This window comes from Moritella dasanensis ArB 0140 (assembly GCF_000276805.1).
GTDB lineage: Bacteria > Pseudomonadota > Gammaproteobacteria > Enterobacterales > Moritellaceae > Moritella > Moritella dasanensis.
In genome coordinates, this window is sequence record NZ_AKXQ01000036.1 from 14,106 (window position 1) to 35,868 (window position 21,763).

Sequence of the window (21,763 nt, forward strand, 5' to 3'; positions counted from 1 at the left end):
ACTCTCTTTTTCGGGCTAAATCTGTATTTCGATAGACAGTTTACGGCTGTTAACTAGGTAATGTCTTGATATTTTCTGTTTAATGTTCTATTTGCAGTTTATTTATGCATCAGCTATTGATATTAGGGGGTAAGATCCTATATTATTCGCAGCCTAAAAATTCTATAACTTTATGTGGTGTCTGGCAGAGTTTCAGATGGCGACATAACCAAAATTGAGGTTTCTATGAAACAAGGTATACACCCAGAGTACGCAGCAATCGAAGCAAAATGTTCATGTGGTAACGTTTTCACTATGGGCTCTACTCGTGGTAAAAACATCACGCTAGACGTATGTTCAAACTGTCACCCGTTCTACACTGGTAAGCAACGTACTGTTGATACTGGCGGTCGTGTTGATAAGTTCAACAAACGTTTTGGTGCTCTTGCAGCAAAATAATAATTGTATTTATACAGTTATTTGCAGTGAGTCAAAAGGGTGCCTACGGGTGCCTTTTTTTATACCTAAAAAATAATTTGAAACATTTATCAAACTTAAAATTAACCTCAGTCATTTCATTTCCATAAAAATCTTCTTCTAAAATTAGCCAAGCATATAAAAATAAACACTTCGTACCAGTGCAAAGGTAGAATAAACCACTTAAATTAATGTAGAATCATGCCGACAATATTATTAGCCGGTTTCGCTTAGTGTAAAATAAAAGTGAGCTGTGTTAAATTAAAGTTAAATACTTGGTATTACATTCAATTATTATTTAATTCCCCAACGTTGTTTCTCACACTTTGTTATTCTTGAACTAAGTCTGTGAGTTATGTGCATTCATTTCATTCAGGATATTGCGTATGTCAGATTTTAGACAGCAAGCATTGGATTACCATGCGAACCCAAAACCAGGCAAAATTGCTATTCAACTTACTACATCAGCAGAAACGGCCGATGATCTTTCTCTAGCATATAGCCCTGGTGTCGCCGAGCCAGTGCGTGAAATCGCTGCTAATCCTGACGATGCTTATAAATACACCGCTAAAGGCAACTTAGTTGCAGTGATTACTAATGGTACTGCTATTTTAGGTCTAGGTAACTTAGGCCCACTGGCTTCAAAACCGGTAATGGAAGGTAAAGCATTATTATTCAAACGTTTTGCAGATATCGACTCGATTGATATTGAAGTGAAACACCGTACAACTGAAGAATTTATTGATACAGTTGCGAATATCGCGGATACATTTGGTGGCATTAACTTAGAAGATATTAAAGCACCAGAATGTTTTGAAATTGAAAAAGCGTTAATTGCGCGTTGTAATATCCCGGTATTCCATGATGATCAGCACGGTACTGCGATCGTAACAGCTGCCGGTATGATTAATGCCTTAGATATTCAAGGTAAAGATATTACTGAAACCGTGATTGTTTGTATGGGGGCTGGCGCGGCGGCGATTGCTTGTATGGAATTATTGATCTCATGCGGTGCTCAGCGTGAAAAAATCTATATGTTAGACCGCAAAGGTGTGATCCACACTCGTCGTGATGACATTAATGAATACAAGCAGCGTTTTGCCAATAATACCGATAAGCGTACATTACAAGATGCGATTAATGGTGCTGACGTATTCGTAGGTGTATCAGGTCCGAATGTATTATCTGCTGACGATGTGAAATTAATGGCCGATAATCCAATTATCTTTGCCTGTTCAAATCCAGATCCAGAAATTAAGCCAGAGTTGGCACACGGTGTACGCCAAGATCTGATTATGGCGACGGGTCGTTCTGATTATCCTAACCAAGTGAATAATGTATTGTGCTTCCCATTCATTTTCCGTGGCGCATTAGACGCGCGTGCTAGCGTGATTAATGAAGCCATGAAAGTGGCTGCGGTACATGCTATTCGTGAGATAGCGAAAGAGGAAGTGCCACAATCAGTGTTAGATGCGTCTGGCACGACGTCGTTAGCATTTGGTAAAGAATACATCATACCGAAACCAATGGATCCGCGTTTATTACCACGTGTAGCTCGTGCAGTTGCTCTGGCTGCGGTTGCAACGGGCGTTTCACGTGTTGAATTACCTGAGAATTACATGCTGTAAATTTCTTATGCAGCTCTAACAAACGCCAAGGTCTATCCTTGGCGTTTGCATTTCTGGTCTTATGCTTGTATAAAGAGCCGCTATATTGCCCACATTTAAGGTTCCCATGTCTGAAGAATACGAAATTGAAGTTATCCCCGTTGTTGTTTCTGAAGAACCAATCGAACTATATAAAATTTTAAAAATTGAGAATCTAGTGACATCGGGCAGTGAAGCAAAGAACCATATTGCTAACGGTTTTGTATATGTGAATGGTGAAGTTGAAACGCGTAAGCGCAAGAAAATTATGTTTGGCGACATTATTGGCTTTGATGGAGAAGCTTACCAAGTCATGTCAGCGGAAGAGCTAGCGTCATACGATGACGCTGATTATGCGGAGACGGATGATGGCGAATATTCTCCTGAAGATGAACTTGCTGATCCTGCGGCTTTAGAATCTGACTCTGTAGCAGCATATATGGTAGAACACGATCTGACTGAAGACGCTTTCACAGGCAATAATACGGTTGCTCAAGATATGTCAGTTGAGCAAGATTTTCACGCTGTAGAAGAAGCGATTGTTGAACCTGTATTTATTACACCAACACCAGCTGCTAAGCCTGTTGTTGACAGTATCCCTGCAGATAGTTGGGAACAGCCTGAAAAGAAGAAAAAGAACAAAGCTGACGTTAAACCAGTAAAAGTAGCTGAACCTAAACCTAAACCGAAAGCGGTTGAGAAAAAGAAAAAAGGCCGTGCGGCACCTTTTAATTTTTAGATATTACTTTAAGGTATTAACAACAATGCGCGTTTAGAACGCGTATTGGTTACAGATTAGATCAAAAAAGGCTCCTATATGGGAGCCTTTTTTATAAACCGTGAGTCTTTTTATTTATACCCAGGTAATTATTGCTTAATCATCTTGTTCTAAATAATCATCGATATTAATACCCAGTGCTAACATTTGTGCTTTTGCTTCTGCAGGTATGTTATCTGGTTTGTCTTTGGTTAAATCGTCATCTGCCGGTAATGGTTGTCCTGTGTAAGCATGTAAAAATGCTTCACATAATAATTCACTGTTAGTCGCATGACGTTGATTGTTAATCTGACGGCGAGTTCTTTCATCTGTCAGTACTTTCAATACTTTCAAAGGAATTGAAACAGTAATCTTCTTAACCTGTTCACTCTTTTTCCCATGTTCTGCATAGGGACTAATATACTCGCCGTTCCACTTCGTCATTTTCGACCTTTGCGTAAATTATTATTTAATGAATAAGTAATAAGTCTACCTTTGAATTTGATTATTGGCAATCAGTATGTAAAGAGCTCTAGACGTCTATTGACCTGTTGTGACCTAATGGTGTATGTTTTGAGGTACTAGTAATACATTAATTCGATATTAAGTTCGGGAGAACGCATGGACGCAGTGAAGCGTAGTATTCATAAATTTGGTGGCAGTAGTTTAGCGGATGCCACTTGTTATCGTCGTGTATCGGCGATTATTAGTGAGCATACTCAAGCTCGCGATCTGATTGTTGTGTCTGCGGCAGGTAAAACCACTAATCAATTATTAGAGCTATTACAATTAGCACAAGATGGTGATCAAGCTGCGTCTGAGCGTCTTATTGCCACGTGTGAATATCAAGTTAAGTTAATTGCTGAGTTATTAGTCGATGAATTATGCACGCAACTTACTTGTGCACTGCAAGATGATATTCATACCATCGGCCATTTATTAGAAAGTAAACTTGATGTTTACACTAAAAACCAAATTCTCGCCCATGGCGAAGTATGGTCGGCACGATTATTAGCGGCATTGTTGAGTCAAAACCAACTGCCTGCGGATGATTTAGATTCACGGTTGTTTTTAACCACTGAATTAGCCGCTCAGCCAGTGGTCGATGAAGTCGTGTCTCGTCAAAAATTAGCGTTGTGTTTAGCGACCCTAAATAATCGTGTTGTTGTTACTGGTTTTATTGCTGGAGATGACCAACAACGCACCGTGACATTGGGGCGTAATGGTTCTGATTATTCTGCAACCTTATTAGGCGCATTAGTTGATGCCGACCAAACGACGATCTGGAGTGATGTGGCGGGGGTATTTAGTGCCGACCCACGTCGTGTTAAAGATGCTGAATTACAAACTAAATTATCACTCGACGAAGCGGCAGAACTTGCGCGTTTAGGTTCACCGGTATTACACGCTCGTACTTTACAGCCGGTAGTGGCGAGTAAACAGCATGTGCAGTTGCGTTGTAGTTATACACCTAGCGAAGGTTCTACCCAGATCCACCGTCGTTTACCCAAAGGTAAGGGTGCCAAAATCGTTACCTCGATAGATGATCTGTATTTAATCGATATTGAATTTTCAGCAAATGCTGATTACCAAACACAATATGATCAGTTACTTGCCTTGCTTGCCGAACAACAATTATCGCCGATTTGCATTAAACGTCGTCCAACCGATCATGTGGTGCGTTTAGGCTATACCGCTGAAATTGTTGAATTCTCACTTTCGGCATTAAAAGTTTACCAGCAGCAACAACCGCAGATAAGTGCTATTGATTGCCGCAGTGGCTTTTGTATGGTGGCATTAGTCGGCTCGGGTGTGACTGAAAATGCCCTGCAATCACATCAGTTTTATCAGCTGATTTCTGAGCACAATCTGACTTTTGTACAAACTGGTGATAACCATTTAAGTATTTGTGCCGTATTACAAAAAGTAGTACTTGAACCCTTATTAAAAGAATTGCACACGGTATTATTTAAACAACCGAAACGCATTGGCGTGGTGCTATTTGGTAAAGGTAATATTGGTACTGCTTGGTTATCTTTGTTTGCTCAGCAACAGCATAAAATACCCGAACAGCAAAATGTAGAGTTATGCTTATGTGGGGTATATGGCTCAAAAGGCGGCGTATTGGACTTCAATGGTCTGGATGCTGCGGCGGTACTTGATGATTTCCAACCCGAATCGTTTGTGTGGGAGCAGTTATTATCTAACCTCGCCTTACACCCGTTTGATGAACTAGTGATTATTGATATCACCGCGAGTGAAGCCATTAGTTATTATTATCCTGAATTTGCTCAACATGGTTTCCACCTTATTTCTGCTAATAAATTTGCCGGCGCGGCGAACTGTGAATTTTATAATCGGGTTAAGCAAAGTTTTAGCGATAATGAAAGTCACTGGTTCTATAACGCCACCGTTGGTGCTGGGTTACCTATTCAGTCATCCATGGATATGTTGCAGCACAGCGGCGATCAAGTCACTGCCGTGAGTGGTATTTTCTCTGGTACCTTGTCTTGGTTATTCCAACAATATGATGGTGAAGTTGCCTTCTCTGAATTAGTTGAACAAGCGTGGCAACAAGGGCTTACAGAACCTGATCCGCGTGAAGATTTGTCCGGTAAAGATGTGCAGCGTAAATTACTTATCCTAATTCGTGAAGCGGGTTATGACATGGAACTGGCTGATATCAAATTAGAATCTTTGGTTTCCGAAGATCTGATGAGTTTTAATGTTAATGAATTTTTAGAATACTGCGAAGCGCTAGATGAAAAAATACTGCGGATGTTTAACAAAGCTAAAAAGCAGGGGTTAGTATTGCGTTATGTGGCGAACTTTAGCTGTAAAGAAGGGGCGCAGGTTGGTTTAGAATTCTTAGAACCAACTCATCCGTTTGCCAATTTATTGCCGTGTGATAATATTTTTTCGATTAACAGTCATTGGTATCGTCATAACCCATTAGTGATCCAAGGACCTGGCGCGGGTAAAGAAGTGACTGCGGGCGCTATTCAGGCGGATCTGTTCCAACTGTGTAAGCTATTCGCACGTTAACTATTTATACGTTAACTATTCATAAGTTAACGAGTTAGCACGCTAATGACAGTATTTCCTACGGCTAAACTCTAACACGCACATAATTCATGTTTAAGATGAATTATGTGCGTTGACTTTAAGGGGGAAAGTTGTGATGATGAAGACGTACAGAGCTATGGACGTCTAAACATCTTAAGGGAAGAAGAGTATGAGTTTTCACAACGCACAAAATATCGAAGTATTAAATCAAAGTGTTTCTGAATTGGGACGTGATATTAACGTTTCATTTGAATTTTTCCCGCCCAACTCACCTGCGATGACGTCTACTTTATGGGAGTCAATTAATCGTCTTAAAGCGTTAGAGCCTAAATTTGTTTCTGTCACTTATGGTGCTAATTCAGGTACGCGTGATCTGACCCATAATATTATCAAACAAATTAAACATGAAACCGGCTTGATCGCGGCGCCGCACCTTACCTGTATCGATGCTAATCGCAAAGAGCTAAAGCAGATCGCAACAGACTACTGGGATAACGGTATTCGTAATATAGTGGCACTGCGTGGTGATTTACCACCGGGCTTGAATCAACCCGATATGTATGCGGCTGACTTAGTGGCGTTGTTGAAAGAAGTGAATGATTTTGATATTTCGGTTGCGGCCTATCCTGAAGTACATCCTGAAGCAAAAAATGCCCAAGCAGATTTATTAGCGCTAAAAGATAAAATTGATGCGGGTGCTGACCGTGCTATTTCACAGTTCTTCTTTGATACCGAGAGTTTCTTACGCTTCCGTGACCGTTGTGCGGCTGTAGGTATAGATAAAGAGATCGTGCCGGGAATTTTACCGGTATCGAATTATAAGACTTTATGTAAGTTCTCAAAATTGACCAATGTAAAAGTACCGAATTGGATGCACAGTCAGTTTGAAGGATTAGATAATGATCAGGCGACACGTAATCTGGTCGGAGCAAGTATTGCCATTGATCAGGTGAAAGTATTATCACGAGAAGGGGTCAAGGACTTCCATTTCTATACCCTAAATCGCGCTGATTTAACCTATGCGATTTGTCATACGCTTGGTGTTAGACCTAAATAACTTTCATTACCTCTACCTATCATAAATAGACAGATACAAAAATGCCGACCCTATTCAGAGTCGGCATTTTATTATCTACAGTATTTGTTACCTGCCGTACTTTCTATCGTACTAACTGTCGTACTAGCCAGTATTACGCATACCAGCAGCAACACCAGCGATACTTACCATTAGGGCTTGCTCGATATCTGGGTTAACGTCTTCATTGCTACGCGCGCGGCTTAATAGCTCTGCTTGGAGAATATTCAGTGGATCGGTATACGGATTACGTAATTCAATCGACGTTTTGCTCCAAGGCTGGCCATCTAATAAATTAGCCTCTGGCGTTAAACCAATAATTAGTTCTGTTGCTAGGGCTAAACTAGCACGCAATTCTTTACCTAAATGCCATAAATCTTCTGTTACCAAACACTGGTCATAATATTCTGCTAACCAAGCATCGGCTTTCAAGAATACCATTTCAAACATTTCTAAACGGGTATTGAAGAATGGCCATTGCTGTTGCATTTCTTGCAGTGTTTCACGTTGACCTGAATCCAGCATGTTTTTAAATGCGGCAGTACAGCCTAACCAAGCAGGGAGCATTAAGCGGTTTTGTGTCCATGCAAAGATCCAAGGGATCGCACGTAAACTTTCTACGCCACCGTTGGGCTTACGTTTTGCAGGGCGACTACCTAATGGCAGTTTACCTAATTCTAGCTCAGGTGTGGCAGAGCGGAAGTAAGGTACGAATTTTTCATGACCTTGGATATATGAGCGATATTCTTCACATGAATCCGCTGACATTTGATCCATGGCATCACGCCACGCTTGTTCAGGTGCTGGCGGCGGCAGTAAATTCGCTTCTAGAATTGCACTGGTATAAAGATTTAAGCTTTGTTCTGCGACGTCTGCAAGACCAAACTTAAAGCGGATCATTTCACCTTGCTCTGTTACACGTAAACCACCTTTAAGCGAACCTGGAGGTTGAGATAGCAGGGCTGCATGTGCAGGAGCGCCACCACGACCGATACTACCACCACGTCCATGGAATAAAGTCAGGTTAATGTCTTCTTGCTCACAGATAGCAACTAATGCTTCTTGTGAACGATATTGTGCCCACGATGCCGCAATTACACCCGCATCCTTAGCGGAATCAGAATAACCGATCATAATGTGCTGATGGCCATTGATGTAGTTTTTATACCAATCAATTGCTAATAGGCTGGCTGTTACTGTACCGGCATTATTCAGATCGTCTAATGTTTCGAATAATGGCGCTACTGGTAAACGGAATGGACAGCCAGTTTCTTTTAATAGTAGTTGTACAGCTAATACATCAGAGGCTTTACGCGCCATTGAGATGATGTAGATACCCAGTGATTCAGGATCTTGTTTTGCCACAGTGCGACAAGTATCAAGTACTTCTTTCACATCTGCAGATGGCTGCCAGCAAATTGGGAGCAGTGGGCGTTTGTTATTTAATTCTTGCAGTAAGAAAGCTTGTTTATCTTGTTCGCTCCACTGTGCATAATCGCCTAGACCAAGGTAGCGAGTTACTTCTGCTATCACATCAGTATGACGATCGCTGTCTTGGCGAATATCAAGTTTAACTAAGCTCACACCAAAGCATTCAACACGACGAATAGTATCGAGTATCGCGCCTTTGGCAATAACAGCCATGCCACAAGCATTTAGCGAGTTGTAACACGCTAATAACGGTTGGCGTAATTGTGCTGTCTTTGTGATGATGTCACGGCTTTCAGTGGACTCACCTTTAAGCTGTGCCGTTAGGCTAGCCAGCGTCTCGGTTAATTCACTGCGTAATTTTTTCAGTAATACACGATACGGTTCATGACTTTCACCAACCAATGCACGTAATGTGTCATCACAGTCATTCATGGATAGTTCACTGGTAAGATGCGTTACATCTTTAAGGAACAAGTGGATCGCCATCCAGCGGCTAGTGAGTAGTACTTCTTCGGTTACTTTTGAGGTAACAAACGGATTACCATCGCGATCACCACCCATCCAAGAAGTAAACTTAACCGGCGAAGCATCAATAGGTAATTGATAATCTAAACGGTCTTGTAATCGTGTATCTAGGCGGCGTAAGAAGTTTGGTACTGCATCCCATAATGAATTCTCGACAACGGCAAAGCCCCATTTCGCTTCATCGACAGGCGTTGGACGTACTGTTCTAATTTCGTTAGTGTGCCAAGCTTGTGATACCAGTTGTTCGATACGCGTCATGAAGACATTGCGTTCTTGATCGCTTAATTCAGTTAGTTCTAGCTGGCTAAGGCATTTATTGATGGCGCCATGCTTGTGGATCAGGGTACGACGGGTGATCTCAGTTGGATGCGCGGTCAGTACTAAATCGATATTTAGATTTTTAACTGCAGAAAGTACATCTTCTTCACTGATTTCAGAGTTATTAAGTTTTGCAAACAGTTCATCAATTGAATCGGGTACACAAACATTATCGGCACAGTTACGTGACGTTGTGTGGAACTGCTCTGCGATATTAGCTAAGTTTAAGAATTGGCTAAACGCACGTGCAACCGGTAATAGCTCATCATCAGAGAGGCCACGTAGCACGGTGAGTAATTGTGCTCGGTCTTTATCATTACCGGCGCGTGATGATTTTGCTAGTTGACGAATGGTTTCAATCTTATCGAGGAACTCTTCTCCAAGATGGTCCTTGATTGTATTCCCGAGCACTTGGCCTAATAAGCCAACATTACTGCGTAACGCTGCATATTTATCTGACATACATAATCCTTCAATTCAGTGTGTAATACGGCAACAACTATTATCGTTATGTATGTAAAATAACTATATTTAGAGACATTCGTCAACAAAATCGTGTAATTAATACGATTAATTGTGATATTGACTGTAATTTTACTACAAAACGATAATTCTTCGTTAGTTTTTACATGATTGTTCAATCAGTTTTTGGATAATAGCTTGAGTTGGTTTCACTTGGGCTAAATCTAAATATTCATCAGGTTGGTGCGCTTGATTGATGCTACCTGGACCCATCACAATAGTATCGCAGCCAAGTTGTTGAATAAAAGGCGCTTCGGTACAGTAATTAACGGGGATTACACTTTCACCCGTTAGCTTTTCAGCTAATTTAATTAATGCCGAGTCTGTATCACAAGCATAAGCAGGGATAGGTTCATGCAGATGATAAACATCGACTGCGCCGGGCCACTGCTTCATGATCGGTAATAACGCTTGGTTGAGTAACATGAATAACTCATCTGGATTGACACCTGGAATAGGGCGCATGTCGATGTGTAGCTCACAGCTGCCACAAATACGATTCGGGCTATCACCACCGTGTACATGGCCAAAGTTCAATGTCGGTTGTGGGATAACAAAATGATCGCAGGCGTATTGTTCTTTTAATTTACGCTGGAGTATTAATAATTGCCCTGTCACTTGATGCATTATCTCAATCGCATTAATACCGTTGGCTGGATCAGAGGAGTGACCGCTGCGTCCAGTAATTCTAATTGCCTCGGACATATGACCTTTGTGCATAAACACGGGGACCATGTTTGTTGGCTCACCGATTACCGCATAATCTGGGCGGAAGCTTTGCGCTGCCGCAATTGCTCTGGCACCTGCCATTGTGGTTTCTTCATCGGCGGTAGCGAGTATACGCAAAGGTTTATCGAGTTTTGTTAAATCAATGTTTTTACATGCTTCTAATACAAAGGCGAAAAACCCCTTCATATCGATAGACCCCAAACCATACCATTTATCGTCTTTTTCGGTCAGTTGGAACGGATCTTTAGTCCATAAACCGTCATCAAATGGCACGGTATCTGTGTGGCCAGCGAGTAATAACCCGCCATCACCTTGCCCGTAAGTTGCGACTAGATTAAATTTACCATTAGTTTCAGGTACGCTAGTGATATTAATGCTAAAACCCAGTTCGCTGAACCAACCGGCAAGTAAGTCGATAACAGGCTTGTTGCTGATATCTAACTCTTTTTCTAATGAGCTGATTGAAGGGGTTAAGATCAGTGATTTATAAATCTCGTTGAATTTAGGTAGCTGCATATTACGTTCCTGTAATGATTGATTGTTTTTTTATGCATAAAAGTTGCATAAAAATGTAATCTGTTTTATTCTCTAATCATCCTTACTTTACAACGTATGGGTTAGATAATGAATCGTTTTTCATGGTTTCGACGAGACAGTATTTAAAATGCATTAATGTCGCTTAATTTGATTAGGCGAGTGCAACCGAAAAGGGCACAATTGCCCATCGTTTTACAATTTAGCAAACACGGAAGTCAAACATGTTAAAAACAATTTTAGTCGGCGCGACCGGGTATACCGGCGCTGAGCTAGCCCATTACATTACTAAACATCCTGAACTCGAGCTTGCCGGTTTGTATGTTTCAGAACACAGCTTAGATGCAGGTAAATCGTTTTCTTCTTTATATGGTCATTTATTAAATGTTGTCGACCAAACGATTGAGCCGTTAGCTACTGCTAATATTAAAAACATTTGTCAGGATATCGATATCGTTGTACTGGCTACTGCACATGAAGTTAGCCACAATATTGCCGCTGAGTTTTTAGCGCAGGGTACTGTGGTATTTGATTTGTCGGGTGCTTTTAGAGTTAACGATCCTGCTTTCTACGAAAATTATTACGGCTTTAAACATAACTTCGATAAAGAATTGAAAAGTGCTGTTTATGGTTTAGCTGAATGGGCGAGTGCTGATATAGCTGAAGCAAATTTGATTGCTGTTCCAGGCTGTTACCCAACGGCGTCGTTATCAGCACTGAAACCATTAGCACAACACGGTCTTATCGCTGCTGAACAGAAACCTATTATCAACGCAGTGAGTGGCGTGAGTGGTGCAGGGCGTAAAGCGTCATTAGCTTCTGCTTTTTGCGAAGTGAGTCATGCCCCTTATGGTGTGTTTAATCACCGTCATCAACCAGAAATTAGTACGCACCTAGGTCATGAGGTTATTTTTACGCCGCACTTGGGTAGCTTTAAACGTGGCATATTAGCAACAATTAACGTCAAACTAGTTGCTGGCGTAACACCTGAACAAGTAACGGCAGCTTATCAAGAAGCCTATCAAGACCAGCCAATGGTACGGTTATTACCAAGTGGCTGGCCAAGTATTAAAGCGGTCGAAAAAACAGCTTATTGCGATCTAGCGTGGCAACAACAAGGACAAGATTTAATTGTTGTGTCAGCGATTGATAACTTACTAAAAGGTGCTGCTGCACAAGCAATGCAGTGTATTAACATTCGTTTTGGCTTTCCAATGACGACGTCATTAGTATAAGGATATGAACATGACAACTCCTTTAGTATTAAAACTTGGCGGCGCATTACTTGAAAATGAAACGGCACTTGAGCAGCTTTTTAGTGCATTAACTGAATTTCAAGCAACCGCATCACGCCCGCTTATCTTGGTGCATGGCGGTGGCTGTTTTGTTGATGAATTATTAGCAAAAATGAACATTGTGAGTGAAAAGAAAAACGGTTTACGTGTTACCCCTAAAAGCGATATCGGTTATATCACTGGCGCATTAGCGGGCACGGCGAATAAAGTATTAATGGCGCAGGGTATTAAACTTGGCGTTAAAGTTGTCGGTTTGAGTCTTGCTGACGGTGGTATATCGACCGTAACACAATCAACCGCAGGACTTGGTGCTGTGGGAGAGTGTGAAGCTGGTGACCCAACATTGTTAACAGCACTGCTTAGTGGTGGTTTTTTACCTATTATTAGTTCTATTGGTATTGATGCCCAAGGGCAGTTGTTAAACGTCAATGCAGACCAAGCGGCAACCGCGATTTGCGAAACCATGAATGCAGATTTGGTGATGTTATCTGATGTAGAAGGCATTTTAGATGCGGACATGCAGTTAATTCCTGAAATGAATAGCCATTATGCCGATGAATTGATTGCGGCTGGTGTGATTAATGGTGGTATGGAAGTAAAAGTGAGGGCAGCGTTAAAAGCGGCTGCATCATTAAATCGCGATATTAAATTAGCGAGTTGGAAAGTGCCTGAACGGTTAGTGGCATTATTAAATGGTGAAGTAGAGGGAACGAAAGTTTCTAGCTAATATTGATCAGATAACGGAGTTCGATCATGGAAAATTTATTATCAGTTAAAGATTTAAGTAAACAACAGATCCTTGACTTATTAGCACTAGCTAAAGCAGTGAAAGCCAACCCGGCTGAATACTCACAGGCATTAGCGGGTAAAAGTATTGTCACCATTTATGAAAAACAGTCACTACGAACACGCGTTACTTTTGATATTGGTATCCATAAGTTAGGTGGTCATGCGGTTTATCTTGATTCACAAAACGGGGCTATTGGTGAGCGTGAGACAGTAAAAGACTTCGCGGCCAATATTTCTCGTTGGGCAGATGCGATTGTTGCACGCGTAGTGAGTCATAAAACGTTAGAAGGTTTAGTTGAACATGGTTCAGTGCCAGTGGTTAACTCTTTATGTGATTTATACCACCCTTGCCAGGCATTAGCTGATTTCTTAACAATTTCGGAACACTATGAAGATGTTTCTAAAGTGAAATTAGCGTATGTTGGTGAAGGTAATAACGTTACTCATTCATTAATGCTTACCGGCGCTATCTTAGGTGCTGAAGTGACGGCAGTATGTCCACGTGGCAGTAGTCCAGATGCACAAATTGTTAAACAAGCCATGGCGTTAGCTGAAATTAGTGGTGGTAAAATAAATGTAACAGATAACCTAGATGACATAGTTGATTATGATGTTATTTATGGTGATACTTGGGTATCAATGGGGGACGACACACCATTGGCGCAAGTAAAAGAAAAGTACATGCCGTATCAGATCAACCAAGCGTTGCTGATACGCACAGGAATCAAACATGTATTGCATTGTCAGCCGGCTCACCGTGAGTTAGAGATCACATCAGAAGTGATGGATGGCGAACACTCGCTGATCTTTGATCAAGCCGAAAATAGAATGCACGCCCAAAATGCAGTTTTACTGACATTGCTGAAGTAACATATTAAGGAAAATGAAAATGACACAAACAGTTAAGAAAGTAGTAGTAGCGTATTCTGGTGGTTTAGATACTTCAGTGATCTTACCTTGGTTACAAGAGAACTATGACAATTGTGAAATTGTTGCGTTTGTTGCCGATGTAGGTCAAGGCGCTGAAGAACTTGAAGGCATTGAAGCTAAAGCATTGGCTTCGGGTGCGTCTGAGTGCTACGTGGTTGATCTAAAGGATGAGCTTGTAGAAAACTATATTTACCCAACGCTTAAAACAGGTGCTGTATATGAAGGCACTTACCTTTTAGGTACATCAATGGCGCGTCCTATCATTGCCAAAGCGCAAGTTGAAGTTGCCCGTAAAGTTGGCGCTGATGCACTTTGCCACGGTTGTACTGGTAAAGGTAATGATCAGATCCGTTTTGAATCATGCTTTGCAGCACTAGCTCCTGAGTTAACGGTTATTGCCCCTTGGCGTATCTGGGACTTAACGAGTCGTGAATCACTACTTGAATACTTAGCTGAACGTGACATCCCAACTGCTGCATCAGCAGAGAAAATTTATAGCCGTGATGCCAATGCTTGGCACATATCTCATGAAGGTGGTGAGTTAGAAGACCCATGGAACCAACCAAGTAAGCAAGTTTGGACCATGACAGTTGATCCAATTGATGCACCGAACGAACCTGAATTTCTGACTATATCTGTAGTTAAGGGTGAAATCACAGCCGTTAACGGTGAAGAAATGTCTCCTTATAACACGCTGATGTATTTAAATGAAAAAGCAGCTGCACATGGTGTTGGTCGTGTTGATATCGTTGAAAACCGTTTAGTGGGTATGAAGTCTCGTGGTTGTTACGAAACTCCCGGCGGCACAGTAATGGTTGAAGCATTACGTGGTATTGAAGAATTAGTATTAGATAAAACCACGCGTAAGTGGAAACAAACGGTTGCCGCTGAATTCTCGCACCTTGTTTATGACGGTCGCTGGTTTACACCTTTATGTGCATCATTACTGGCTGCTGCAGGCACACTGGCTGAAGAGATGAACGGTGAAGTCATCGTTAAAATGTACAAAGGTTCAGTGCAAGCAATCCAGAAGAAATCGCCAAACAGTCTTTATAGTGAAGAATTCGCTACATTTGGTGATGATAATGTCTATGACCAAAGCCATGCGGAAGGTTTCATCCGTTTATATTCGTTGTCTAGCCGTATTAAAGCTTTATCAACTAAGTAATTTTATATGAGGGCGTTAATCGCCCTCTACTTCGAATATACATATTTCTAATATACAGATAGAAAGAATAAGGATGTAACCATGGCACTATGGGGCGGTAGATTCAGTCAAGCAGCTGATGCAAGATTTAAAACGTTTAATGATTCACTGCGGTTTGACTATCGTTTAGCTGAACAAGATATTACAGGTTCAGTGGCATGGTCAAAAGCCTTGGTTAGCGTAGGCATTTTAACGCAAGATGAACAAGTAACAATTGAAGCAGCTTTAAATGATCTGAAACTTGCGGTATTAGAAAACCCAGAGCAGATCCTACAAAGTGATGCTGAAGATATTCACAGCTGGGTTGAAACGCAGCTTATTGCCAAAGTCGGTGATTTAGGTAAAAAGCTCCATACCGGTCGTAGCCGTAATGACCAAGTAGCGACAGATTTAAAATTATGGTGCAAACAGCAAGGTGAACAGTTGTTAATGCAGCTGGATAAAACCCAGCAACAACTGGTTTCGCTTGCGCGTGAACATCAGCATACTGTATTACCAGGTTACACCCATTTACAACGCGCACAGCCAGTGACCTTTTCACATTGGTGCCTCGCGTATGTTGAAATGTTAGAACGTGATTTTAGTCGTTTAACAGATTGTTTAAAACGTCTTGATACTTGCCCATTGGGTTCTGGGGCTCTCGCTGGTACCGCTTATCCAATGGACAGAACTGAATTAGCACACACACTTGGTTTTGCCAGTGCGACACTCAACAGCCTAGATTCAGTTTCTGATCGTGACCATGTCATGGAATTGATGAGCACGGCAAGTATGTCGATGATCCATTTATCACGTTTAGCAGAAGATTTAATTTTCTATAACTCGGGTGAATCTAACTTCATTGAGTTGGCTGATGCGGTGACCTCTGGTTCATCATTAATGCCACAAAAGAAAAACCCAGATGCGTTGGAACTTATTCGTGGCAAAACTGGCCGGGTATTTGGTTCACTCAGTGCGATGTTGATGACACTGAAAGCACTGCCGCTGGCATACAACAAAGATATGCAAGAAGATAAAGAAGGCTTGTTTGATGCGCTAGATACTTGGAGCGATTGCCTTCAGATGGCTGCAATGTCGTTGGTTGGCATGAAGATCAATGAAGCAAGAACTAAAGAAGCTGCATTGGGTGGTTACTCAAACGCAACCGAGCTTGCTGACTACCTTGTTGCGAAAGGGGTGCCATTCCGTGATTCTCACCATATTGTTGGTGAAGCTGTGGTTTCTGCAATCGGCAAGGGTGTGCCATTGGAAGCGCTCACATTAGCTGAATTTAAAGAGTTTAATGAACTCATTGAAGATGATGTATATCATCATTTGTCACTTGAAGAAACATTAGCAAAACGCAAAGCGCAGGGCGGGGTATCACCCGTGCAAGTTGAATTTGCTTTAACTAACGCTGAAAAACGTTTAGAAGAACGCGATACATCGGGTATTAGTATTCGGGCTGCACGTTTGACTGATCTTGATGATATTGAGCGTATGGTAAATTATTGGGCTAATATCGGTGAGAACTTGCCACGGAACCGTTCTGATCTGGTTAAAGCTGTGGGTACCTTTGCGGTCACCGAGAAGCATAATCAAGTTACTGGCTGTGCGTCTATCTATGTATATGATACTGGACTGGCCGAGATCCGCTCTCTGGGTATTGAGCCTGGTTATCAAGGCGGGGGACAGGGTAAAGCGGTTGTCGAATATATGTTACGTAAAGCGGAGCAAATGGCGATCCAAAAAGTGTTCGTCTTAACACGCGTACCTGAATTCTTCATGAAGCTTGGCTTTAGCTCGACGAGTAAGTCAATGTTGCCAGAAAAGGTATTGAAAGATTGTGATATGTGTCCACGTCAACATGCCTGTGACGAAGTTGCATTAGAGTTTAAATTAAATGTGGTTAGCGAAACGATAAATTTAAAAGTGGAAAAAATCGCGTCTTAATATCTGTTTGAATGATTGAAAGCACCCAAATACGGGTGCTTTCTTGGTTATAAATAATGTCAATAAAGTAGCTTGAACTTAATCTTTACTCGCTATATAATACCGACACAAATTAAGGAACGATTAATCGTGATGAGCATCTGTATGATGATTTGACACGATATGACTTAATAAAATCGATGTGATGATTAAATTCTTTATATTGATATTTTTCTTGCTAATGGCAAGAGGTCATGTATAATTCGTTTCACTTGCTTAGGCAAGAAGCTGAATCATTATGTTATTGTTTTAACCTTGAGTTAAAATATTAATGGTCAGTCATCAAGACTCCCGATAGGGGAGTCAACAAGTTAAAGATATCGTATTCATGATCTATTTTATATAGATGTGGATGTCGAATTTTTTTGTGTGTTTAACTTTATTGGAGCTCTGGTCTAATGCAGAACCAAAGAATCCGTATCCGCTTAAAAGCGTTCGATCATCGTCTTATCGATCAGTCTACAGCGGAAATCGTTGAAACTGCGAAACGCACTGGCGCACAAGTACGTGGACCTATTCCACTACCTACGCGTAAAGAGCGTTTCACAGTGCTTACTTCTCCGCACGTTAACAAAGATGCGCGTGACCAGTACGAAATCCGTACTCACAAGCGCCTGGTTGACATCGTTGAGCCAACAGAAAAAACCGTTGACGCTCTAATGCGTTTAGATCTAGCTGCTGGTGTTGATGTTCAAATCAGCCTTGGCTAGTAAGTTCTAAAACAACGATTTATATTGAGGTTATTATAATGATTGGTCTAATCGGACGTAAAGTTGGTATGACACGTATCTTCACTGAAGATGGCGTTTCTATCCCAGTATCCGTTATTGAATGTGAGCCTAACCGCGTTACTCAAGTTAAAACACTTGAAACTGACGGTTACCGCGCACTTCAAGTGACCACTGGCACGAAAAAAGCTAGCAGAGTAAACAAGCCAGAAGCGGGTCATTTCGCTAAAGCTAAAGTTGAAGCTGGTCGTGGCCTTTGGGAATTCCGTCTGGAAACAGGCGAAGGCGAAGCTGTTGAAGTTGGCTCTGAGCTAAACGTTAACATTTTTGCTGAAACGATTAAAGTAGACGTTACTGGTACATCTAAAGGTAAAGGTTTCGCTGGCGTTATTAAACGTTGGAACTTTTCTATGCAAGATGCTACGCATGGTAACTCTCTTGCTCACCGTGCACCGGGTTCAATTGGCCAATGCCAAACTCCAGGTCGCGTATTTAAAGGCAAGAAAATGGCAGGTCACATGGGTGCTGAACGTGTAACGATTCAGTCTCTTGATGTGGTACGTGTTGATAGTGAACGCAACCTAGTACTTGTTAAAGGTGCTATTCCAGGTGCGATCAACGGCAACGTAATTATCAAACCAGCTGTTAAAGCTTAATCCGAGGAATTAGTAATGGAATTGTTATTGAAAGACGCACAAGGTGCTCTTGAAGTTTCAGAAACTACCTTCGGACGTGAGTTTAATGAAGCTCTGGTTCACCAGGTAGTTACAGCGTATGCTGCTGGCGCGCGTCAAGGTACTCGTGCACAGAAAAACCGTTCTGACGTTGCAGGTGGTGGTAAAAAACCATGGCGTCAAAAAGGTACTGGTCGTGCTCGTGCAGGTACTGCAAGCAGCCCGATCTGGCGTAAAGGTGGTGTAACTTTTGCTGCGCGTCCTCAGGACCACAGCCAAAAAGTTAACACTAAGATGTACCGTGGTGCGATTAAAAGCATCCTTTCTGAATTGGTACGTCAAGAGCGTCTTATTGTAGTTGAACAGTTCGCTGTTGAAACTCCTAAGACTAAAGAATTAGTTGCTAAACTAAAAGACTTCGATTTGAACGACGTTCTAATCGTAGGTGTTGAAGTTGATGAGAACTTATTCTTAGCTGCTCGTAACCTTTACAAAGTTGATGTTCGTGACGTTGCTGGTATTGATCCAGTTAGCTTAATCGCGTTCAACAAAGTTGTTATGACTGCAGCTGCAGTTAAGCAGATTGAGGAGAACTTAAAATGATCAGTGAAGAACGTTTATTGAAAGTTATCCTAGCGCCGCATATCTCTGAAAAGAGCACTATGTCTGCTGAAAACAACAACACAATCGTTTTCAAAGTTGCACTAGATGCAACTAAAGCTGAAGTTAAAGCAGCTGTTGCAAAACTTTTTGAAGTTGAAGTTAAAAATGTAAGCACATTGGTATTGAAGGGTAAAACTAAGCGCACTGGCGCTCGTTTTGGTCGTCGTTCAGATATCAAAAAAGCTTACGTTACTCTAGCTGACGGCGCTGACATCGATTTCGGCAGTGCTGAATAATCAAGGGGATTCTGAATAATGGCTATTGTTAAGTGTAAGCCTACTTCTCCAGGTCGTCGCCACCTTGTTAAGGTAGTGAACCCGGATTTGCATAAAGGCAAACCACATGCTCCACTTTTAGAGAAAAAATCTAAATCTGGTGGCCGTAATAATAACGGTCGTATCACTGTTCGTCATCACGGCGGCGGTCATAAGCAACATTACCGTATCATTGACTTAAAACGTAATGATAAAGATGGTATCCCTGCAAAAGTTGAACGTTTGGAATATGATCCAAACCGCTCAGCTAACATTGCACTTGCACTTTACGCAGATGGTGAACGTCGTTACGTTCTAGCTGCTAAAGGTATGCAAGCTGGTGATATTATCGTTTCTGGTGCTGAATCAGCAATTAAAGCTGGCAACACATTACCAATGCGTAACATCCCAGTAGGTACAACTGTACACGCTGTGGAAATGAAGCCAGGTAAAGGTGCTCAAATTGCACGTTCTGCTGGTACATACGTTCAAATCATTGCTCGTGACAACTCATACGTTACTCTACGTCTTCGCTCTGGCGAAATGCGTAAAGTATTAGTTGATTGTCGTGCAACGATTGGTGAAGTTGGTAACGCTGAACACATGCTTCGCCAACTTGGTAAAGCAGGTGCTAGCCGCTGGCGCGGTGTTCGCCCAACAGTACGTGGTGTTGTAATGAACCCGGTTGATCACCCGCACGGTGGTGGTGAAGGTCGTACTTCTGGTGGCCGTCATCCGGTTTCACCTTGGGGTATGCCTACTAAGGGTTACAAAACTCGTAAGAACAAGCGTACTGATAAACTTATCGTACGTCGTCGCAACAAGTAATTTTATAGAGGTATCACCATGCCACGTTCTCTCAAGAAGGGTCCTTTCATAGACCTACACTTGCTGAAGAAGGTAGAGAAAGCGGTGGAAAGCGGGGAAAAAAAACCAGTTAAGACTTGGTCCCGTCGTTCTATGATCATTCCAAGTATGATTGGTCTGACCATCGCTGTCCATAATGGTCGTCAACATGTTCCAGTTTTCGTTACAGACGAAATGATTGGTCATAAGTTAGGCGAATTCGCACCGACTCGTACTTATCGCGGCCATGCTGCAGATAAGAAAGCTAAAAAGCGTTAGGAGAAATTAGATGGAAGCATTAGCTAAACACCGTTTCGCCTCAGGCTCTCCACAGAAAGCACGTTTGGTCATTGACCTTATTCGTGGTTTACCAGTGGATAAGGCTCTTGAAGTTTTAACTTTCAGCACTAAAAAAGCTGCTGTACAAGTTAAAAAAGTTCTTGAGTCAGCTATCGCAAACGCTGAACACAACGAAGGTGCGGATATTGATGAGTTAGTAGTAACTACAGCGTTTGTTGACGCTGGACCTACTATGAAGCGTATCATGCCACGTGCTAAAGGTCGTGCAGATCGCATCTTGAAGCGTACTAGCCACATCACAATTGTTGTAGCAACGCGCTAAGAGACTAGGAGAAAACAATGGGTCAGAAAGTTCATCCAAATGGTATTCGCCTAGGTATCACCAAGCAGTTTAACTCTACTTGGTTTGCGAACACTAAAGACTTCGCCGACAATTTGTACGGTGATTTCGAAGTACGTCAGTTTTTAACTAAAAAACTGAAAAATGCATCTGTTTCACGTATCGTTATCGAACGTCCAGCGAAAAGCATCCGTGTGACTATTCACACAGCTCGTCCTGGCGTTGTTATCGGTAAGAAAGGCGAAGACGTAGAAAAACTACGTAATGCTATCGCTAAGATGACTGGTACTTCTGCACAAATCAATATCGCAGAAATCCGTAAGCCTGAACTAGATGCTAAATTAGTAGCTGAAGGTATCGCTTCTCAACTTGAACGTCGTGTTATGTTCCGTCGCGCTATGAAGCGTGCAGTACAAAATGCAATGCGTTTAGGTGCTAAGGGTATTAAAGTTCAAGTTAGCGGTCGTTTAGGCGGAGCTGAAATCGCTCGTGCTGAGTGGTATCGTGAAGGCCGTGTGCCTCTACATACTCTTCGTGCAGATATCGATTATTCAACTGCAGAAGCTCTTACAACTTATGGCATCATCGGTGTGAAAGTTTGGATCTTTAAAGGTGAAGTACTAGGTAAATTACCTCTAGTACAAGAGCAAGAAGCACCTTCTAAGCCAAAGCGTCGCACTCGTAGCCCTAAAGCTGCTAAATAGGAG

At 41.8% G+C, this 21,763-nt stretch carries 21 protein-coding genes; 18 read left to right on the top strand and 3 right to left on the bottom strand.

The genetic code is table 11. From position 1 onward, the window contains the following. Nucleotides 1-225 precede the first annotated feature (225 nt). From rpmE to A923_RS0120520, 3 genes are all read left to right on the top strand, one after another. Entirely contained in the window at nt 226-438 is a 213-nt protein-coding gene (gene rpmE / locus A923_RS0120510; RefSeq protein WP_017223570.1) for a 50S ribosomal protein L31, read from the top strand. 404 nt (nt 439-842) lie between these two features. Next, entirely contained in the window at nt 843-2,084 is a 1,242-nt protein-coding gene (locus tag A923_RS0120515; protein WP_017223571.1) for a malic enzyme-like NAD(P)-binding protein, read from the top strand. A 106-nt stretch (nt 2,085-2,190) separates the two neighbouring features. Next, nucleotides 2,191-2,841, top strand: a complete 651-nt coding sequence (locus tag A923_RS0120520; protein WP_017223572.1) for an RNA-binding S4 domain-containing protein — start codon at nt 2,191-2,193, stop codon at nt 2,839-2,841. A 135-nt stretch (nt 2,842-2,976) separates the two neighbouring features. On the opposite strand, the gene metJ is transcribed toward A923_RS0120520, so the two are convergent. After that, nucleotides 2,977-3,303: a met regulon transcriptional regulator MetJ gene (metJ, locus tag A923_RS0120525; RefSeq protein WP_017223573.1), complete on the bottom strand. Its 327-nt coding sequence runs from the start codon at nt 3,301-3,303 to the stop codon at nt 2,977-2,979. Nucleotides 3,304-3,480: 177 nt separating this feature from the next. Here metJ and A923_RS0120530 point away from each other — a divergent pair, with 177 nt between their 5' ends. Beyond that, complete coding sequence (locus A923_RS0120530; RefSeq protein ID WP_017223574.1) at nt 3,481-5,904, top strand: bifunctional aspartate kinase/homoserine dehydrogenase II; 2,424 nt, start codon at nt 3,481-3,483, stop codon at nt 5,902-5,904. Nucleotides 5,905-6,094: 190 nt separating this feature from the next. Further along, on the top strand, nt 6,095-6,982 hold the full coding sequence (gene metF, locus A923_RS0120535) for a methylenetetrahydrofolate reductase (RefSeq protein WP_017223575.1): 888 nt from the start codon (nt 6,095-6,097) through the stop codon (nt 6,980-6,982). Nucleotides 6,983-7,105: 123 nt separating this feature from the next. Here the strand turns inward: metF and ppc are convergent, their stop codons facing one another. Both ppc and argE read right to left on the bottom strand, forming a co-directional pair. Beyond that, the gene (gene ppc / locus A923_RS0120540) at nt 7,106-9,736 is read right to left on the bottom strand and encodes a phosphoenolpyruvate carboxylase (RefSeq protein WP_017223576.1); all 2,631 of its coding nucleotides are present in this window, start codon (nt 9,734-9,736) and stop codon (nt 7,106-7,108) included. 156 nt (nt 9,737-9,892) lie between these two features. After that, entirely contained in the window at nt 9,893-11,041 is a 1,149-nt protein-coding gene (gene argE / locus A923_RS0120545; RefSeq protein ID WP_017223577.1) for an acetylornithine deacetylase, read from the bottom strand. Between the two features lie 242 nt (nt 11,042-11,283). On the opposite strand from argE, the gene argC reads away from it, so the two are divergent. The 13 genes from argC to rpsC all read left to right on the top strand — a co-directional run bounded on the left by argC (nt 11,284) and on the right by rpsC (nt 21,760). Continuing rightward, nucleotides 11,284-12,294, top strand: a complete 1,011-nt coding sequence (gene argC, locus A923_RS0120550; protein WP_017223578.1) for an N-acetyl-gamma-glutamyl-phosphate reductase — start codon at nt 11,284-11,286, stop codon at nt 12,292-12,294. 10 nt (nt 12,295-12,304) lie between these two features. Continuing rightward, nucleotides 12,305-13,081, top strand: a complete 777-nt coding sequence (gene argB / locus A923_RS0120555) for an acetylglutamate kinase (protein ID WP_017223579.1) — start codon at nt 12,305-12,307, stop codon at nt 13,079-13,081. Between the two features lie 26 nt (nt 13,082-13,107). After that, on the top strand, nt 13,108-14,013 hold the full coding sequence (locus A923_RS0120560) for an ornithine carbamoyltransferase (RefSeq protein WP_017223580.1): 906 nt from the start codon (nt 13,108-13,110) through the stop codon (nt 14,011-14,013). A gap of 19 nt (nt 14,014-14,032) precedes the next feature. Beyond that, nucleotides 14,033-15,241, top strand: a complete 1,209-nt coding sequence (locus A923_RS0120565) for an argininosuccinate synthase (RefSeq protein ID WP_017223581.1) — start codon at nt 14,033-14,035, stop codon at nt 15,239-15,241. A gap of 81 nt (nt 15,242-15,322) precedes the next feature. Continuing rightward, complete coding sequence (gene argH / locus A923_RS0120570; RefSeq protein ID WP_017223582.1) at nt 15,323-17,212, top strand: argininosuccinate lyase; 1,890 nt, start codon at nt 15,323-15,325, stop codon at nt 17,210-17,212. Between the two features lie 437 nt (nt 17,213-17,649). Then, entirely contained in the window at nt 17,650-17,961 is a 312-nt protein-coding gene (gene rpsJ, locus A923_RS0120575; RefSeq protein ID WP_017223583.1) for a 30S ribosomal protein S10, read from the top strand. A gap of 35 nt (nt 17,962-17,996) precedes the next feature. Further along, nucleotides 17,997-18,635 carry a 50S ribosomal protein L3 gene (gene rplC / locus A923_RS0120580; RefSeq protein ID WP_202800855.1) on the top strand — a complete coding sequence of 213 codons (639 nt, stop codon included), beginning with the start codon at nt 17,997-17,999 and terminating at the stop codon, nt 18,633-18,635. Nucleotides 18,636-18,650: 15 nt separating this feature from the next. After that, nucleotides 18,651-19,256, top strand: a complete 606-nt coding sequence (gene rplD, locus A923_RS0120585; protein ID WP_017223585.1) for a 50S ribosomal protein L4 — start codon at nt 18,651-18,653, stop codon at nt 19,254-19,256. Next, the gene (gene rplW / locus A923_RS0120590; protein WP_017223586.1) at nt 19,253-19,552 is read left to right on the top strand and encodes a 50S ribosomal protein L23; all 300 of its coding nucleotides are present in this window, start codon (nt 19,253-19,255) and stop codon (nt 19,550-19,552) included. The genes rplD and rplW overlap by 4 nt, the downstream gene beginning before the upstream one ends. Before the next feature lie 18 nt (nt 19,553-19,570). After that, nucleotides 19,571-20,398 carry a 50S ribosomal protein L2 gene (gene rplB, locus A923_RS0120595; protein ID WP_017223587.1) on the top strand — a complete coding sequence of 276 codons (828 nt, stop codon included), beginning with the start codon at nt 19,571-19,573 and terminating at the stop codon, nt 20,396-20,398. 18 nt (nt 20,399-20,416) lie between these two features. Then, complete coding sequence (rpsS, locus tag A923_RS0120600; protein ID WP_017223588.1) at nt 20,417-20,695, top strand: 30S ribosomal protein S19; 279 nt, start codon at nt 20,417-20,419, stop codon at nt 20,693-20,695. A gap of 10 nt (nt 20,696-20,705) precedes the next feature. Then, nucleotides 20,706-21,038, top strand: a complete 333-nt coding sequence (gene rplV, locus A923_RS0120605; protein WP_017223589.1) for a 50S ribosomal protein L22 — start codon at nt 20,706-20,708, stop codon at nt 21,036-21,038. A gap of 17 nt (nt 21,039-21,055) precedes the next feature. Further along, nucleotides 21,056-21,760 carry a 30S ribosomal protein S3 gene (rpsC, locus tag A923_RS0120610; protein ID WP_017223590.1) on the top strand — a complete coding sequence of 235 codons (705 nt, stop codon included), beginning with the start codon at nt 21,056-21,058 and terminating at the stop codon, nt 21,758-21,760. Nucleotides 21,761-21,763 lie beyond the last annotated feature (3 nt).

Excerpts from the sequence above, each read along its gene's own strand:
- rpmE (WP_017223570.1), top strand. The coding sequence starts at position 226 with ATGAAACAAGGTATACACCCAGAGTACGCAGCAATCGAAGCAAAATGT.
- A923_RS0120515 (WP_017223571.1), top strand. The coding sequence starts at position 843 with ATGTCAGATTTTAGACAGCAAGCATTGGATTACCATGCGAACCCAAAA.
- A923_RS0120520 (WP_017223572.1), top strand. The coding sequence starts at position 2,191 with ATGTCTGAAGAATACGAAATTGAAGTTATCCCCGTTGTTGTTTCTGAA.
- metJ (WP_017223573.1), bottom strand. The coding sequence starts at position 3,303 with ATGACGAAGTGGAACGGCGAGTATATTAGTCCCTATGCAGAACATGGG.
- A923_RS0120530 (WP_017223574.1), top strand. The coding sequence starts at position 3,481 with ATGGACGCAGTGAAGCGTAGTATTCATAAATTTGGTGGCAGTAGTTTA.
- metF (WP_017223575.1), top strand. The coding sequence starts at position 6,095 with ATGAGTTTTCACAACGCACAAAATATCGAAGTATTAAATCAAAGTGTT.
- ppc (WP_017223576.1), bottom strand. The coding sequence starts at position 9,736 with ATGTCAGATAAATATGCAGCGTTACGCAGTAATGTTGGCTTATTAGGC.
- argE (WP_017223577.1), bottom strand. The coding sequence starts at position 11,041 with ATGCAGCTACCTAAATTCAACGAGATTTATAAATCACTGATCTTAACC.
- argC (WP_017223578.1), top strand. The coding sequence starts at position 11,284 with ATGTTAAAAACAATTTTAGTCGGCGCGACCGGGTATACCGGCGCTGAG.
- argB (WP_017223579.1), top strand. The coding sequence starts at position 12,305 with ATGACAACTCCTTTAGTATTAAAACTTGGCGGCGCATTACTTGAAAAT.
- A923_RS0120560 (WP_017223580.1), top strand. The coding sequence starts at position 13,108 with ATGGAAAATTTATTATCAGTTAAAGATTTAAGTAAACAACAGATCCTT.
- A923_RS0120565 (WP_017223581.1), top strand. The coding sequence starts at position 14,033 with ATGACACAAACAGTTAAGAAAGTAGTAGTAGCGTATTCTGGTGGTTTA.
- argH (WP_017223582.1), top strand. The coding sequence starts at position 15,323 with ATGGCACTATGGGGCGGTAGATTCAGTCAAGCAGCTGATGCAAGATTT.
- rpsJ (WP_017223583.1), top strand. The coding sequence starts at position 17,650 with ATGCAGAACCAAAGAATCCGTATCCGCTTAAAAGCGTTCGATCATCGT.
- rplD (WP_017223585.1), top strand. The coding sequence starts at position 18,651 with ATGGAATTGTTATTGAAAGACGCACAAGGTGCTCTTGAAGTTTCAGAA.
- rplW (WP_017223586.1), top strand. The coding sequence starts at position 19,253 with ATGATCAGTGAAGAACGTTTATTGAAAGTTATCCTAGCGCCGCATATC.
- rplB (WP_017223587.1), top strand. The coding sequence starts at position 19,571 with ATGGCTATTGTTAAGTGTAAGCCTACTTCTCCAGGTCGTCGCCACCTT.
- rpsS (WP_017223588.1), top strand. The coding sequence starts at position 20,417 with ATGCCACGTTCTCTCAAGAAGGGTCCTTTCATAGACCTACACTTGCTG.
- rplV (WP_017223589.1), top strand. The coding sequence starts at position 20,706 with ATGGAAGCATTAGCTAAACACCGTTTCGCCTCAGGCTCTCCACAGAAA.
- rpsC (WP_017223590.1), top strand. The coding sequence starts at position 21,056 with ATGGGTCAGAAAGTTCATCCAAATGGTATTCGCCTAGGTATCACCAAG.